The following is a 16,687-nucleotide window of genomic DNA, read 5'->3' on the forward strand; positions in this document are numbered from 1 at the left end:
TTTTTCTATTCTTTCGTCAAATGTTAGGATGGGAAAACAGAAACCTTTAACAAAAGTTTTACTCCTCGAAGACGATCCTACTATATCTTTACTCTATAGTGGTATTCTCCAAAAACATGGAATGGAGGTGACAAGTTTTACTGAGATCAAAACGGCCTTAGAATACTTAGCAGAAAACCACCTTCATACCGAAAACATAGTTTTAACTGACCTTCAATTACCAGATGGAAATGGTTTGGAGTTCGTTCGTGAAATCCGAAAAATCAATAAACATATCCCAATCGTTGTGATTACATCAACGGAGGATCCTAAACTCATTATCGAAGTGATGAAGGAACATGTTCAGGAATATATCATTAAACCGGTGATTCCTGATGAACTCATATCTAGAATCAAATACCAACTTTCAAACAAAGAAAACGATTATGAATACTCGGAATATGAACGCGAAAAAATTTTATCTCTCGAGAAACTTTTAGATTGGTATGCTTATAAAAATAGTCGGATCAAAAAGGGAGATTTAAATTCCCAAGAAATGCACAAAAATTTGTTTTATGGATTGCGAACTAGTTTGGCACAAGGTGCAGGCTTTGGAGTCCTCACGCAACTCATTGATGTAATCAAAGCGATGCCAAAAGCGGAAGGAGGAGGTGTCATTTTAGATGCTGATATCCTAAGCATTTTGGAAGAAAATGCCTTGTATTCAAAAAAAGTATTAGATCGTTTTACTGAGATTGAAGACGTAATTTTTGATAGAATTGAACTGCAACTTGTTTCTCCCTTTGTAATATTTAATGAAATGTTGAGTTTGAAAGATGAGTTGAAATCGATTTTAGCATTAAGAGACCAAACATTATTGGTACCAGAATATAAATTCAAAGAACTTGGATCGCAAAAAATATTACTGAACAAAGTTTTTTTTCGCAAAGTTATACACGAACTTTTGTTAAATGCGATGCGTTTTTCGCAAAGCTCTAGTAAAATTTATGCCATGTTGAATTTGGATTCAGACGGAATTTATTTATCGATTGTGAATTCTCTTGGAGATGAACAGTTTGCAAAAAACGGAATTCCGAATGAGTATCTGGATTTGATATTTGAACCATTTTTTAGGTTAAACAAAAATATATATGAAAAACATGGTTCTTTGGATTTTGGAATTGGTTTGAGTTTTGTGATGCAGACCATCATCCGTTTTGGAGGTTCCATCTCTGCATTAAATTTAGTTGATCATACAAGTGATGTGAAGGAAACAAAAGTTGAATTTAAGATTTTCCTTCCTTATTCCTCTTCAGAAAAGTGAAGGAACCCTCTTGTTTTAGGGAGATAATGTTTCCCTTCTTTTTGAAAGGTAACTCCCGGTTTTCCCTTATCTAATTTCCCTATCATTGTCACAGGAACACCAGCAAGTTTGGTTGGTAATATTTCTGGTGATAAAAACAAAAGTTCCAATTCTTCTCCAGATCCCAAACAAAGATCGAGACCCAATTCTTTTAGGGCTAGAGGGTGGGTGGGGATGGATTCAATTTGTATTTTTAATTTTCCTTGGGAAGTTAGGGCCAAACGTTCTGAATCTTGGATAAGTCCATCTGTTACATCCATACAAGCATGGATTTTGAATTGTTTTAAATGGTCAAGGATCGCATAACGAGATTTAGGAGAGAGGTGGCGCTCCACAGCTTCTTTATAAACCTTTTTTTTAGATTTTTTTTTGAGAGTTTGGTATCCCAGTTGGCTTAGACCAATACTTCCTGTGAGATACAGGTAGTCCCCGAATTTACCGCCCGAACGTAACCAAGGTTTGTCCACTGTGCCAACAACAGTCAGTGCCAGTTGGGTTGCGGGTGAGGAAAAGGTGTCGCCTCCCGCTAGTTTCATTTCATATTGGTCTAAGGATTTTCGTAATTCTTTGGAAAACCCCCGAATCCATTCTTTTTTTCTTGAGAGTGGTGAGAGACCGAGGTTTAGAAAACATTCTTTGGGTTTTCCGCCTGAGGCAATGATGTCCGAAACATTGACTTCTACTAGTTTTTTGGCTAAAATTTGTGGGGAAGACCACTGGTGAAGGAAATGAGTACCTTCGGAGAGTGAGTCCGTGGTGACAAGACGGTTCGGGGCCAAGAAGTAACAATCGTCTTCAGGGGGAGGAGTGGTTCCAAATAGAGTTCGTATAATTTCGGATTCTTTCAAAGTTAAATCCCAATAAATTTGTTTGACCCGGTGTGAAAACCGAAAATCCTGACATAAAAGAGGAAAATCTCGTACTTATGGAACTATTGTCTAAAGCCCACAAGACCCCTTCTATTGCAAAAGAAGCCGTACAAAAACAGTGGTTTGTTGTGGACGCAACTGATAAGACTCTCGGAAGATTGGCAAGTCAAGTAGCTTCCCGACTTCGCGGAAAACACAAATCTACCTTCACTCCTAACCAGGACTGTGGTGATAATATCATTATCGTTAATGCATCTAAAGTGGCTGTCACAGGTCGCAAAAGAGAACAAAAAATTTACTACCACCACTCACGTTACCCAGGTGGTATGACTGCCATCGCTTTCCACAAACTCATCCAAGAGAATCCGGAAAGAGTGATTATGGAAGCAGTCAAAGGAATGTTGCCTAAATCGAAGTTAGGTGATCAAATGTTGAGAAATTGCCGCGTATTCGCTGGTAATGACCACAACTTGGGAGCTCAAAAGCCCCTAAAACTGGAGTTGAAATAATATGGCGCAAAAAGCAGTTTGGGCAGTAGGCCGACGCAAAACATCCGTTGCACGTGCGAAAATCGCATCTGGAACTGGAAAAATCACAGTAAACCACAAAGATGTGAAAGATTACATTAAAAACGGTGAACATTTAGTTCGTCGTGCACTTGAGCCTCTTCTGGTTTTAGAAGCTCGTGATAAGTATGATATCGCACTCAATGTTACTGGTGGTGGAGTGATCGGTCAAGTGGGAGCAATTCGTCACGCTGTGGCTCGTGCTCTTGTCGCTTTTAACGAATCATTAAAACCTACTTTGAAAAAAGAAGGATTTCTCACTCGAGATAGCCGTATGGTGGAACGTAAAAAATACGGTCTACACAAAGCTCGTCGAGGAACTCAGTTCTCGAAACGTTAATCGGAAAATCCTCTTTTTTCGATACAGAAGCCTCCTTTTACAAGGGGGCTTTTTTTTTGGTAGGTAACCATTGAACCAACTTATATTTTATTTTGCCTTCGCCATTGGTACCTTTGCCAGTAGTTGTTTTTTATATTCGATTGTTATCTTTTGCCAAACCTTAGATACAGTGAAAGGTTTCTCAGGGATTGTTTTCTTTTTTCTCTTTTTGCCTTTTCCCATTTTCTTTTTATACACAGGATACTTACTCGATCATTTTTCCAAAAAATGGGTAGTAGTTAGTTTTCAATTTTTCTTATTTATCTCTTCATTTTTCTTAGGTGCCTTTACTTTCCTTTTTCAGAATCATCCACTTTTACTTTTGCTCTTGGCTTTTGTAAATGGAATTGGGATGACAACGGTTCTTCCGGGCAGAATGGCTATTTTACGCGAGGTAATGGAGTCGCATCGTTTGGTATTTCATACCATTGCAGGAAACTTACTTTTGATCTTTGCTTTTGGAATGAGTCCACTTGCTGTGGGTTGGTTTCGGGAAGGATACGATTACCCCAATTTATTTTTGATTTTGGCTTCTTTGCATTTTCTTTCCATGATCGCCTTTAGCTTGTTACGATATGAGGTCAGGGTTCAGAAACAGGAACTAAATTCCCAAATTGTAAAACCAGATACGATTCCGTCTTTCTCAGCCAACTTAAAAGTGGTTATCGAATTTCTAAAGGTAGATTCGGTTTCAAGACAGGTGATGTATATGGCGATCCTAAGTATGTTAGCCCTTGGTCCCATTCAGGTCATCCTTCCCAAATATGTGCGAAATGAATTGGGACTCGGAGAACTTGCACGAGGGACCGTTCTTGTGTTTTTGGGACCTGGTTTATTTCTTGGTGGGATTCTTACCATCCTCTTTCATCACTTAGAAAGAAAGGGACTTGTGTTACTGATTGTTTTTAGCCTTTCTTCTATTTTCTTTTTAGGATTTGTTCCTTTTGGGAAACCAGAGGCCACCTCCTTTTTTCTATTTTGTTTTGGGGTTACTGGAGGAATTGTTTCGAGTCTTCTTCCTGCCATTTTGCAAAAACGCGCGCCGGATGGACTCCGGGGTAGAATCCTTTCCCTCTATACAGTTTGTTTCCAATTCACACCGGCAGTTTCTGGTTTTCTTTCGGCCTTCCTTGCTGATACCATTGGTTCGCAGGTGACTTTTGGAATTCTCGGCGGGGTATTTCTCTGTTTTGCCTTTGTTTCTTTTTTCCAATACAAGGAATTAAGGCAGAGTTAACCTCTAATTTCCTTGCCCTAGAAGGCAAATCCGATTTCGCTGTAAGTGTATGATGTCGAAAACCGTCCGCGAAATTGCAGAGTTGTATACAAGTTACTTCAAAGGGAAAGGCCACACCATTGTGCCTTCCTCAAGCCTCATCCCCAAAGGGGATCCTACTCTTTTATTCACAACCGCCGGGATGGTTCAGTTCAAACCTTTGTTTACAGGAGCAGTAGAGTTACCATACACCCGTGCCGCTTCGGTTCAAAAATGTGTGCGCACTACCGATTTAGAGGTAGTTGGAAAAACCGAAAGGCATTGTACCTTCTTTGAAATGCTTGGGAATTTTTCCTTTGGTGATTATTTTAAAAAAGAGGCCATCGAATACGCGTTAGATTTTTCTTTAAACCATCTCCATATTCCCAAAGAAAAAATCTGGGTTACCATTTACTTGGATGATGATGAAGCCAAAAAAATTTGGATGGAAGCTGGAATTCCCGAAGAACGAATTGTAAGGCTTGGAAAAAAAGATAATTTCTGGGGTCCTGCGGGAGACAGTGGAGCTTGTGGCCCATGTTCGGAATTGTATTTAGACCGTGGACCGGAAAAAGGTGGTCCTACTTGTGGTAACAACCCTAATTGCAAACCTGGATGTGACTGTGATCGTTATTTAGAATATTGGAATTTAGTATTTAATCAATTTAACCAAACCGTTTCCGGGGAACTCCTTCCTTTAAAACAAACAGGAATTGATACGGGTTCAGGCCTTGAGCGAGTGGCTATGTTACTCCAAGAAGTGGATTCTGTTTATGATACGGATGAATTAAAATCCATCATTGGTAAAATTGAAACACTTTCAGGGATTACTTATGACGAATCCACAAAACAATCCTTTCGGGTAATCACAGACCATTCCCGCTCTGTCTTTTTTTCGTTAGGGGATGGAATTTATCCTGACCGAACGGGACGTGGCTATGTGATCCGTAGGCTCATTCGTAGGGCTTCCCTTTTTGCAAGAAAACTGGGAATTTACGAACCGTTTTTATACAAACTTGTGGGAACACTTCGAGATTTATATTCGGTTCGTTATCCGGAACTAAAAGACAAAGCAAAGGATATTGAATCTATTTTAAAAAAGGAAGAAGAACTTTTTCTACATACCTTAGAAGTGGGTTTGGAAGAATTGGAATCACTCCTAACTCATTTAAAAGAAAATAACCAAACGGTTGTTACAGGAAAAGAAGGTTTTCGTTTGTATTCCACCTACGGATTCCCACGTGAGATGACAAAGGAACTTGTGGAAGACCGAGGTTTTGGTTTTGATGACAAAGGATTTGAAGCCGAACTGGAAAAAGACCGTGATCTTTCTCGTGCGAGTTGGAAAGGAAAAAAAATCCAATACCTAACAGGTCTTAGTGCCAGTCCCGAACTCAAAACAGAGTTTTTGGGTTATACAGAAACTAAATCTCAGTCAAAGGTTTTATATCTTTTTGTGGATGGAAAGTCCGTATCCGAGGCAAACCAAGGATCGGAAGCAGTTGTGGTTTTAGATAAAACTCCGTTTTATGCAGAAGGTGGCGGTCAGGTAGGAGACTGGGGGTACCTCAAAAAAGAGGGTTTCCAATTCCAAGTCCAAGACACTCAAAAAGAGAACGAAACCTTTTTACATCTGGGAATGATTCTCAAAGGTAAAATTTCTGTAGGGGAAACCATTGAAGCAGAGATTGATACCACTCGCCGCCAAAATTTAGCCAACCATCACTCCGGCACACACTTGTTAAATGGTGCCCTTCGTCGTATCTTAGGAACTCACGTGGCACAAAAAGGGTCAGTTGTTTCTTCTGATTATTTACGGTTTGATTTTTCGCATCCCAAAGCGCTCAGTGAGGAAGAAATTATCTCCATTGAAAAAGATGTGAATGAGGCAGTGAATGCTAAAATTCCAGTGAAAACGGAAGTATTGGATATTGATGCTGCTAAAAAGTCTGGCGCCTTATCTATGTTTGATGAAAAATATGGAAATTTGGTTCGTGTGATTTCTATGGGGGAAAAATCCAAAGAATTTTGTGGGGGAACCCATGTATCGAACACAAAAGAAATTGGATATTTTGCCATCATCAAAGAAGGAAGTCCTGGAGCAGGAAACCGAAGGGTAGAAGCCATCTGTGGGGATTCGGTCATTGAATACTTTTTAGTTCAGTTCCAAAATTTGGCAGCAAAAGTGGAAACTCATAACTTGTCGGCCAAAGAAACCTTTGGTGATTTGAAAGAATTTGGAATCACAACTGTAGTTCCGGCTCCTGAAGATTTACAAAGTCTATTTGTAAAAGAAGGAAATGTGGCCGTAGAACGTTTGCGAAAACTTCGGGAAAGTTTGGAGACCGAACTCGAAGAAAAGTCAGCAGCTCTTTTTAAAGCCAAGAAGAAAAAAGAACAATTAAGTTTCCAAATGAATCCAGAACTTGTGGATGGACTTCTAAAAAAAGCTCATTCTTTTTCCAAAGGAAAAGTGGTTACCGAAGTATTTGAAGCTGTGGATGCAAAATCTTTAAAGGATTTAGCCGATAGCCTCAAAGCCAAAGAACCAGAAATCCTCTGTTTGTTTGGAACAAGCGATGGAGAGGCCAGCACCCTCGTTTTTATGTGTAATAAGGTTTTGAATGAAAGAGGAATCCACTGCGGGGATTTATTAAAAGATACCTTAGTGATGTTAGATGGAAAGGGTGGGGGAAGACCCGATATGGCCCAAGGTGGTGGTAAAAAACCAGAAAGTCTTGGGGCCGCTTTGGAATTTGCTTTGGAACTTTCCAAAAAGAAATTAGGATAAAAGAGAAAAGGTTCAGTAAGGAGTAAAGTATGGCACAAGATCCATCATTTGACATTGTATCCAAAATCGAAAGACCGGAAATACAAAACGCCGTGGCCCAGGCCATGACAGAGATCCAAACTCGGTTTGATTTTAAAGGTTCCAACTCCGAAATCAAACTGACAGAAGACACTTTAGTTTTAACTTCCGAAAACGAAATCAAACTCAAACAAGTGATCGATGTCCTTACTACTAAAATGGCCAAACGAGGAATTAGTTTGAAGGCCTTTGATTTTGACTCCAAAATTGAACCAGCCACGGGCCAAACGGTCCGCCAAAAGGTGAAAATCCAAAACGGTTTGGACAAAGAACAAACCAAACAAATTACCACTCTCATCAAAGACCAAAAGCTAAAGGTGCAGGCGACCATCCAAGGAGATTCGGTTCGGGTTGTAGGCAAAAAGAAGGACGATTTGCAAGAGGTAATGGCTGCCATCCGTAACGCCAATTTCAATTTTGACGCTAATTTCACGAATTTTAAGGGATAGAATTTTGCTTTAAGGAAAGCCTTTCGGCTTCCATTTTTTTTCTATCTATGTCTCAAAACCGGCCGATATTTCCGGTATGGACCCTAAAAAATCCGTATGGGGATGGACTTTGCCTCGCAAAGACTTCCTTCCGTATCTATTAGTATTTTCCGGTGTGTTTTTACTTCTCTCTCTCTTTTCGTTTCAGGAAGGAGAGGACGGATCGTTATTCAATTGGTTTGGAAGGCTTGGGCATTACATTGCCTTCACATTATTATACATTTTAGGAAAGTCCTCTTTTTTACTCGCTGGATTTGTTTTAGTTTTGGGAGTTCTATCACTTCGAAATCCCGACTTTGATAGGCTCGGCAAAGCTCTTTTTTTCCCACTTTTTCTTGTGGCAACCACTGTGAGTTTGAACTTACTCGAAACACCACTGGGCCATGTGGGAGATAGCGGTGGGATCCTTGGTCAATTTTTCTCTTGGGTTTTTTCTTATCTCTTTGGGGAGACAGGGCGTATCCTTGTTGTTTTCTTTTTATATTTATACTTTGCCGTGATTTGGCTCGAAGATGGGGCTTGGTCTTTTACCTTTGCTGCCTTAAACAAATATTCCAATGGAATCTATAAAATGTTAGGTGGTAGAAATGAACTCCCTCATTTAAGACTTCCTTCCTTTTTAGAATCGGTGGTTTCTACACGAAGAGCACCCCTTGAGGAAATTCGAAACAAACAATGGTTTGCTGTCCAAACAGAAGAAGAATCGAAGGAAGACTTAGCCCATCATTTTTGGAATTTGGTGGCAGAGGAAAAAAAGTCCATAGGTAAGGAAGGTTCAGGGAATCGTATTCATAATATTCCTTCCTCGAAAAAAGTACCTTCGGTTCGTTATCGTAACACTTCTCATTTCGAAGGATTTTTTGATGAGTCAGGAAAGGTATTTCGTTTCCAAAAACAAGAATCCAAATTAGATTCTGTTGCTGAATTTGAAAAAAATGAAATTTTGATTTCAAAACTTAAACTAACTGATACCAGGCGACCACTGGCGGAATTAGAAGAAATCGAAAGTGTCAGAGAATCCAAAATCCTTTTCCAATTTCCAGAAGCGAAGTGGAAACCAAAATTAGATGAGAGTCTGGGACTCGAAAGTTTAGAGTTACCGAAACTAAATCCAATACTTCCTTCTTTTTCGGGCGAAAACAAAGATTCCAAACCTACCTCTCTTTCTACCTCCTTTGATTACGAAGAGGACGAGGAATCTACCTCTTGGGAAGAAGAGGAGGAAACATTTGAATCCACTTCACTGAGTGTAACAAAAGAAGAAGGTAAAGATCCATCGGAAGCCGTAGTGATTCCTGAATCGATTCGTTTGTCTCTTGTGGAAGAAACAGGTTGGGAAACTAACGATGAGGAAGAAGAGGATTCTTCGGAAATGGAAGAAGGTGGCGCAGTGTATGAAGAGGAAACTCTGGAAACTTTGGCCGTAGAAACAAACTCACCACTCGTCAAATCCAATCTCAGTTCGGGAAATTTTGGACGGAAAAAACAAGAACCTAAAGCAGAACAACAGGAACTCATGTTTGGTTCAATGGTTCCCAAACCAAAATTGAAAAAAGGGAAGTATTATATTTCTCCAAGGCTTCTTGCGTCTCACCAAGTTCCTGTGGCCAATATCATGAAAAATGATTCTGAACTCGATCTCATTGCTAAAAAAATCGAAGAGTCCACAGGCCACTTTGGAATCGAATCCAAGGTCATCACCAAAGAAAGGGGACCGATTATCACTCGTTATGAGATCACCATCCCGAATGGTATCAAACTGAACCGAATTGTTTCTCTTTCGGATGAAATTCGTGCTTACCTCGAAGTAAAAAACATTCGGATTGTAGCACCTATCCCTGGTAAGGCGTCCATTGGAATTGAAGTTCCAAACCGAATTCGGGAAGATGTATTTTTGTCAGAGATTTTAAAAGATACCATCCTCCAACACAAAGCCAAAGACTTATCTATTTGTATTGGAAAGGATATATCTGGAAAACTTGTGATGATTGATATCGCCAAACTTCCCCACTTACTTGTGGCAGGAACCACTGGTTCTGGTAAGTCGGTGAGTATCAATGCGATGATCACAAGCCTAATCTGTACTCGCTCCCCAGAAGAAGTGCGATTCATCATGATCGATCCGAAGATGGTGGAGATGACCCTTTATGAAGGAATCCCACACCTTCTTATGCCAGTGATCACGGATCCTAAAAAAGCAACGAAGGCACTCTCCTGGGCCATCCAAGAAATGGAGAGTCGTTACCAAATGATTTCCCAGTTGAAAAGTAGGGATTTCAAAAGTTTCAATGAAAAGGTAGATGAATATGCCCACGCCAAAGGATTTCAAAAATTACCGTACATTGTGATCTTTATCGACGAACTTGCCGACCTCATGATGGTTTCCGGAAAGGATTTGGAAGAACAAATCCAACGAATTTCCCAAAAAGCAAGGGCTGTTGGAATCCATCTCGTGATGGCAACCCAAAGGCCGTCAGTGGATGTGATCACTGGGGTCATCAAAGCGAACTGTCCGGCAAGGGTGGCCTTCCAAGTGGCACAAAAAACGGACTCAAGAACCATTCTGGATACAAGTGGGGCCGAGACCCTTCTTGGAAAAGGGGACTTTTTATACAGGTCTCCCACGTCGAGTGACCTCCAAAGGATCCAAGCTCCGTTTATCGAAGAGAAAGAAATTGAGTCCATCGTGGAAGAGGCCAAAAAACAAGGGTCTCCTGCGTACGTGGAAATGAATTGGGACGATGAAACGAGTATCGAAATGGCCTCTGACGAAGACGAAGAACTTTTTGACGAAGCCTGGAATATCGTTGTGACCGAAAAAAAGGCAAGTGCGAGTTACTTACAAAGAAGGATGAGAATCGGTTACAACAAAGCGGCAAGGCTTATGGAACTTATGGAAATGAGGGGTTACGTTTCGGCTCAAGTCGGGGCCAAACCCCGGGAAATCCTGCGTTCAGCGTAAATCATCGACAAGAGAAGTTTGTCTGAAAAACTGGGAATCTATGAAAGTATGGATCGGATCTTTGTTACTTGTCTTGGGTGTTTCTCTTAGTGCCCAAACAAGTCCGGCTCACAATTGGCACTCACCCTCTGAAGTGGTGAAAAAGATAAAGAAGAACTTTAGTGATATCAATTCCTATTCGGCTGATTTTCTCATCAAAACAGAAGACAACAAAAAGGAAAAACAGATGCGTGGGAAATGTTTCTACAAACGTCCCGGAAAAATCAGATATAACTTTGCCGAACCGGAAGGGGACGAAATTGTTTCCGATGGAAAAACGCTTCATATCTTTATCAAGAGGTTAGGTGCTGTCGGGAAACAGGATTTAACCCTCGATCGTAAAAATACATCTGGTCCCATCTTTACGACCAATAGCCCTGATGGACTCAACCGCCTCTTTCGTAAATACCATTATAAATTTGATACCATTGAACAACCGCGTTCGGTAGGTGACACAGCCAAATACTTTGTGTTAGATCTTGACCAAAGAGAAAAAATTGGTGGGTTTGAGAAGATGAAACTCTTTGTCGATTCCGAATCCTACTTAATCAAAAAGGCAGTGGCTACCGATGGTCGTGGGAAAGTAACCACCATTTCATTTTCCAATATTAATTTTTCTGAAGAAATCCAAGATGGAGTTTTCAATTTTCACATGAGCGGAAACGCGAAGATTGTCAACAACCCACTTGTCTCCGAGAACTAAGCTAAAGAGGATATCATTTTGAACACAAAACGAGTCGGTCAAATCATTCGAGAAGCGAGAGAAGATAAAAAACTTTCCGTGAAAGATGTTGCGAAAGAAACAAATATCGCAGCCAAGTACATCATCGCTTTGGAAACAGAAGATTATTCTCAATTTCCTGCAGAGACATTCGCTCTTGGTTTTTTAAAAAACTATGCCAGTTATTTAAAGTTAGACACTGCCATGCTTCTCAATCTCTACCGAGGGGAACAAATTGAAGAATCCCAAGCTCCTTTAGAAGAACTAACTCGTCCCACCACCACAGCTTTTAGTTTAGATCGAAATAAAATCATAAGTCTTGTATCCGTATTTCTTTTTGTCATCTCGGCTTATATTATCTATATTAGTTTTGAAGATTCTAACTCTGGTTCTATGGATGAAGAAACCGCAGAAGTTGGTTCGACTGTAGAAACAGTGGTTAGTTCAGACATTCCTTCTGGAATCAACTTTGTATCTCAAAGTGTTCCGGAAAATGCCAGCGTTCCTTTTATATTAACAGAAGACCGTGGTGTGAGTTTTAGTGTGAACAACCAACAGTGTAAGATGTTTATCAAAGGGGTTTCCAATGGAAAAGCAAACCTTGGGTTTAATATCTTTCCTGAAAAAAATGTATATTTTTTCCAAACAGCAGAAGGAGAGGAAACCATCCTTTCTTATCGCATTGAAGAATTATCTTCCCTTCGTCGTGACATTCGTGTAGTGACCCAAGCGGTTACCGAAAAATCTGCGAAGGTTCTTGTGACACTCAAAGAAGAAAGAGAAGGGGCAGCTGTAAAATCTCCTGTGGGTGATGTTCCGATCCAAGTTACACTATTTTTCTCTAAACCTAGTTACGTAGAATTTGTGTTAGATGGCCAGATGGGAGAAAGGGGACTTGTTTCTGCCGGGGAAGTCAAACACTTAGAAGCTAGAGATCGCCTAGAGATCAAAGTTGGGGATGGCGGTGCTGTGGAAATGGTACAAAATGGTAAAGAACGTTCTGTACTTGGAAAACCAGGAAAACTTGTCAAAAAAATCTTCATTCGTAAACCAAATCCTTATGATTCCACACAGTCCATCATTGGAGAGTTAGGCGAGTAATGCCTAAGTTAAAAGAAAAAACGGAAGAAACACCTAAGTCGTTTTATATTACGACTTTAGGTTGTCCCAAAAACACCGTCGATTCGATGGCCATGCACCAGTCGCTTTTGAAGGAAGGTCTCCTTCCTGCGGCTGGCCCCGAAGCCAGTGACTTCCATTTAGTCAATACTTGTACGTTTATCCAAGATGCCACAAAAGAAACCATCCAAACTATTTTGGACTCCATTGACATCAAAAAAAATAACAAACAAAAGTTAGTTGTTGTAGGATGCTTTGCCGAACGTGCTGGAAAAGAAATTTCTGACGACCTTCCGGAAGTGGACCTACATTTTGGAACGGGAAAATATGACAAAGCCGGTGAGATCCTAAGGAAAAGTTTTCCCCTAGATTTTAAAGACCTTTCCGAATTCAACGAAGACTTACTGGAAAGACTCACCACAAGTAAGGGAATTGAAAACTATTCCAAACCATACTCTTATGTAAAAATTTCTGATGGTTGCAACCGAGGTTGTAACTTCTGTATCATTCCCAACTTACGTGGAAAATACCGTGATACAGATATTACGGATGTATTAACACAAACCAAACTAGCAGTAAAAGCGGGAGCCAAAGAGATCTGTCTTGTTTCCCAAGATACTGTGTTTTATGGAAAGGACACAGAAAAACTTTTGGATTTGGTTCGTTCTGTGGCAGATGTGGATGGAGTGGAACTTCTTAGGCTTCTCTATTTGTATCCGGATAAAAAAACAGAAAAGTTACTCGATCTTTACGGAGAAATTCCTAAAATTGCCCCGTATTTGGAAAGCCCTTTGCAACATGTTTCCAAATCTGTTTTAAAATCCATGAACCGCACGGGTGAATATTCTTATTTCAAATCTCTTTTCCAGAAGGCAAGGGACTTAAGGCCCGATTTGGAAATTCGCACTTCTTTTATTTTGGGTTTCCCTGGGGAAACGATGGAAGACGTGGAAGAAATCATTCGGTTTGTCGAAGATGTGAAACCAGAAAAGGTAAACTTATTTCCTTATTCTCCTCAGGACGGAACAAAGGGCGCAACAATGGAGGGGCAACTCAAAGACAAAGAGATTGCACGCCGTGTGAATCTTGTCCGGGAAGCCTATCTCGGAACTTTAAAATCCATCCACCAAAATCGAATTGGAAAATTATACCCCGCTGTTGTAGATGAAGTTTTGGAAAAAGGAGCTATGGTTCGCCGGTTCCAAGATGCTCCTGAAATTGATGAAGTGGTTTATGTGGAAGAAGAGGGTTTGAAACTCGGCCAATTTGGTCACGTGAGAGTGGACTCTTTTTATGAACTCGATATGTCGGGGACTTGGGTGGCATAAATTGGAAGATTGGAAAACCATTGCCAATATCCCGAACCTGCTAACTGTTCTTCGGGTGCTTGCACTTCCTTTTTTTATTTTTGCCCTGTTCCAAAAGGAATGGGAATACCAAATTTTTGCCTTTGTCCTCTTTGCTCTTGCCTCTCTCACGGATCTTGTCGATGGGTATTTAGCTCGTAAGTGGAACCAACAAACCGAGTTTGGAAAATTTCTCGATCCCCTCGCTGATAAGTTTTTAGTCATTGGATGTTTTGTTACTTTTTTATTCATCCACGAACCCATTGAGGTTTGGATGGTGGTGCTGATCATTGGGCGTGATATGCTCATTACTTTTTTACGTTACATTGCCGTTCGTTCGGGAAAAAGTCTTCGTACCACAATGATGGGCAAAGTCAAAACGGCCTTCCAAATGGGTGCCATTTTAATGATCCTTGTTGTGTTTATGCTTATCTCAGGCAAAAGAAGGGCTATGATCAATGAAACTTATGCCATGGGAAAACTTTCTGGGTATTCTACCTTTGAAGTGGCATCACAACATGCAAATGAGTTTTATACTTTAGCCAAAACAACAGAGAGTTTAAGTTTTACCGACTTCTTTGATTCTATCGCTTCCTTTATTCCATATTTCGCTATGTTATTTACAACCTTCATCACTGTCATTTCTGGACTTCGTTATATTGTGACCAATTATCAGTTGTTAACTTTCGCAAATCTAAAAAGGATTTTTTATGACCGCGCCAACAATTAAGGAAATCCTCGGACAAGTGGTCTCTGGACACCATCTTGTAGACGACCATGCCGAACTTTTTTTAAGTGAGGTGATGGATGGAAAAGTTCCAGAACCGGTCCTTGCTTCTTTTCTTACGGCCATGAAAATGAAAGGGGAAACGACGGACGAATTGTACGGATTTGTTCGAGCCATGCGTAGCCATGCCATCAAACCTACTAAGAAGTTTGATTTTGATTTTTTGGATACATGTGGGACGGGGGGAGATGGAAAAGGAACTTTGAATGTTTCGACTCTTTCGGCTCTCACTCTAGCAAGTCTTGGATTCAAAGTGGCCAAACACGGAAATCGTTCGGTTTCGTCTCTTTCTGGAAGCTCTGATATTTTATCGGGACTGGGTTACAAACTAGACCAGTCCACAAAAGAATCGGAATCCGAATTTTTACGCACAGGATTTGTGTTTTTGTTTGCTCCCGCTTGGCACCCTGCCATGAAATATGCGGGGCCGGTTCGTACAGCCCTTGGATTTCGCACGTTTTTCAATTTGATTGGGCCTCTCTCCAATCCTTTTTCTCCTTCACACCAAATGGTCGGGGTTTATGATAAATCTCTCTGTTTGCCGATGGCGGAGATTTTGGGAAGGCTTGGCTCGAAACGGGCGATTGTCTGCCATTCAAGGGATGGACTTGATGAGTTTTCTATCTTTGAAGAATCAGATTACGCCTATTTCGATGGAAAAGAATCCAAAGAGTTTTGCTTTGATCCCAAGGAACTGGGCCTAAATTCTAAGGAATTGGACAGAAACACCGTTTTTTCCTCTTCCAAAGAAGGGGCAGAAAGCCTATTTCGTGCGGTTCTTGACCCAAAGGAATCTACCGGCGGAACGGCAATGGTGGCACTCAATGCTGGGGTGGCTATGTTTTTACTGGGAGCCACAAACGATATACGAACAGGGTATGAAACTGCTAAGGCCGCTCTCCTTGAGAAAAAAGTTCTCCGATTCGTTCATGAAACATTGAATTTAAGATAAGGCCTATAAACATTGGATAAATAGCTATGCTCAATTTTAACTTTTTAACAACAGATATCCTAATCCTTGCCCAAGAAGAAGGTGCAAAGTCGTCTCTACAGTCACTCATCATCATTCCGATCATGTTAGTTGCTATGTACTTTCTTGTGATTCTTCCTAACAAAAAAGAAGAGAAAAAACGTAAAGAAATGATTAATAATCTCCAAAAAGGGGATAACGTAGTCACAAATAGTGGTCTTCACGGGAAGATTGTAGAGTTCAAAGACAATAACGAAACAGTGGTTCTCAGTGTCGCTGCGAACACAAACGTAACTTTTGAAACTAGCGCTATTCTGAAGAAGAAAGCCTAAGATGAAAAATTTCTTTTTAATCTCATTCACTTTCTGTTTTTCGGTTTCCCTCTTGGCACAAGAGGGTTTGGATTTTTTAGATAAGGTAAATGATAAACCAAAATCTACTACTACCAAACCCAAAGAGGAGACAAGTGTAACCACTACCAAAAAACAAACTAATGTTGTCACGACAACCGGAACAACTACGGGTAAAAAAAAGAGATCTAAAAAGAAATCAAAACAAAACCAACTGACACAGGATACGGTTCCACAAAACACGAATGTGGTTTCTAATCCCAATACAACAGTTCCCGTTACTGATAAATCTCTGCCAAGTGTAGACAAACAACCTATTGTGGTAGAAGAAGAGGAAGTGGTAAGTAACGGAATGTGGATGGATCCTTCCGTTTCTGTGGAACCAACAGGACTTCCTGGTTTTGCTTCTGACTTAAAAATGGGAAAAACAGAAAGTAACGAATCAGTATCGAATCTTTCTTCCAACAAAGAAACGGGAAAATCCTTATTTAATTTTTCTGATTTTTTTGCTAAATATAAAAAAGCGATGATGATCCTCGGGATTATCATTCTCTTTGCTTTTTACAGACTTAGATCTGCTCGCCCGGGATCTAGCAGTCGTTCTTATAGAAGATAATAATTTTAG

The 16,687-nt window shown here is 40.4% G+C and carries 15 protein-coding genes; 14 read left to right on the forward strand and 1 reads right to left on the reverse strand.

What is annotated here, in order from left to right; genetic code table 11:
- The first annotated feature begins 28 nt into the window (after window positions 1–28).
- Entirely contained in the window at window positions 29–1,303 is a 1,275-nt protein-coding gene (locus tag EHR07_RS04485; protein ID WP_135743975.1) for a response regulator, read from the forward strand.
- Here EHR07_RS04485 and thiL read toward each other — a convergent pair.
- Entirely contained in the window at window positions 1,282–2,190 is a 909-nt protein-coding gene (gene thiL / locus EHR07_RS04490; protein WP_135743976.1) for a thiamine-phosphate kinase, read from the reverse strand. The genes EHR07_RS04485 and thiL overlap by 22 nt on opposite strands.
- Window positions 2,191–2,267: 77 nt before the next feature.
- Between thiL and rplM the strand changes: the two genes are divergently transcribed.
- From rplM to EHR07_RS04555, 13 genes are all read left to right on the forward strand, one after another.
- A complete protein-coding gene (gene rplM, locus EHR07_RS04495; RefSeq protein WP_002973943.1) occupies window positions 2,268–2,720 on the forward strand; it encodes a 50S ribosomal protein L13 in 453 nt (150 codons plus the stop codon).
- A 1-nt stretch (window position 2,721) separates the two neighbouring features.
- Window positions 2,722–3,117 (forward strand): 30S ribosomal protein S9, encoded by a 396-nt coding sequence (gene rpsI, locus EHR07_RS04500; RefSeq protein WP_015675896.1) that lies wholly within the window; start codon window positions 2,722–2,724, stop codon window positions 3,115–3,117.
- Between the two features lie 70 nt (window positions 3,118–3,187).
- A complete protein-coding gene (locus EHR07_RS04505; protein WP_135743977.1) occupies window positions 3,188–4,393 on the forward strand; it encodes an MFS transporter in 1,206 nt (401 codons plus the stop codon).
- Window positions 4,394–4,442: 49 nt separating this feature from the next.
- Window positions 4,443–7,202, forward strand: a complete 2,760-nt coding sequence (gene alaS / locus EHR07_RS04510) for an alanine--tRNA ligase (protein WP_167483350.1) — start codon at window positions 4,443–4,445, stop codon at window positions 7,200–7,202.
- A 29-nt stretch (window positions 7,203–7,231) separates the two neighbouring features.
- The gene (locus EHR07_RS04515; protein WP_135743978.1) at window positions 7,232–7,729 is read left to right on the forward strand and encodes a YajQ family cyclic di-GMP-binding protein; all 498 of its coding nucleotides are present in this window, start codon (window positions 7,232–7,234) and stop codon (window positions 7,727–7,729) included.
- Window positions 7,730–7,805: 76 nt separating this feature from the next.
- The gene (locus tag EHR07_RS04520) at window positions 7,806–10,730 is read left to right on the forward strand and encodes a DNA translocase FtsK (RefSeq protein WP_135743979.1); all 2,925 of its coding nucleotides are present in this window, start codon (window positions 7,806–7,808) and stop codon (window positions 10,728–10,730) included.
- Window positions 10,731–10,770: 40 nt separating this feature from the next.
- Window positions 10,771–11,472, forward strand: a complete 702-nt coding sequence (locus EHR07_RS04525; protein ID WP_135743980.1) for a LolA family protein — start codon at window positions 10,771–10,773, stop codon at window positions 11,470–11,472.
- A gap of 18 nt (window positions 11,473–11,490) precedes the next feature.
- Window positions 11,491–12,591: a helix-turn-helix domain-containing protein gene (locus tag EHR07_RS04530; protein WP_135743981.1), complete on the forward strand. Its 1,101-nt coding sequence runs from the start codon at window positions 11,491–11,493 to the stop codon at window positions 12,589–12,591.
- Entirely contained in the window at window positions 12,591–13,937 is a 1,347-nt protein-coding gene (locus tag EHR07_RS04535; protein ID WP_135743982.1) for a MiaB/RimO family radical SAM methylthiotransferase, read from the forward strand. The genes EHR07_RS04530 and EHR07_RS04535 overlap by 1 nt, the downstream gene beginning before the upstream one ends.
- Entirely contained in the window at window positions 13,903–14,685 is a 783-nt protein-coding gene (gene pgsA / locus EHR07_RS04540) for a CDP-diacylglycerol--glycerol-3-phosphate 3-phosphatidyltransferase (RefSeq protein ID WP_208739697.1), read from the forward strand. Before EHR07_RS04535 ends, pgsA begins: the two co-directional genes overlap by 35 nt.
- Window positions 14,666–15,694 carry an anthranilate phosphoribosyltransferase gene (gene trpD / locus EHR07_RS04545; protein WP_135743983.1) on the forward strand — a complete coding sequence of 343 codons (1,029 nt, stop codon included), beginning with the start codon at window positions 14,666–14,668 and terminating at the stop codon, window positions 15,692–15,694. The genes pgsA and trpD overlap by 20 nt, the downstream gene beginning before the upstream one ends.
- 26 nt (window positions 15,695–15,720) lie before the next feature.
- Window positions 15,721–16,044 carry a preprotein translocase subunit YajC gene (gene yajC, locus EHR07_RS04550; protein WP_135743984.1) on the forward strand — a complete coding sequence of 108 codons (324 nt, stop codon included), beginning with the start codon at window positions 15,721–15,723 and terminating at the stop codon, window positions 16,042–16,044.
- Between the two features lies 1 nt (window position 16,045).
- Window positions 16,046–16,678 (forward strand): SRP-less Sec system protein, encoded by a 633-nt coding sequence (locus tag EHR07_RS04555; RefSeq protein ID WP_135743985.1) that lies wholly within the window; start codon window positions 16,046–16,048, stop codon window positions 16,676–16,678.
- Window positions 16,679–16,687: the final 9 nt, after the last annotated feature.

Source organism: Leptospira bandrabouensis (genome assembly GCF_004770905.1).
Lineage (GTDB): Bacteria > Spirochaetota > Leptospiria > Leptospirales > Leptospiraceae > Leptospira_A > Leptospira_A bandrabouensis.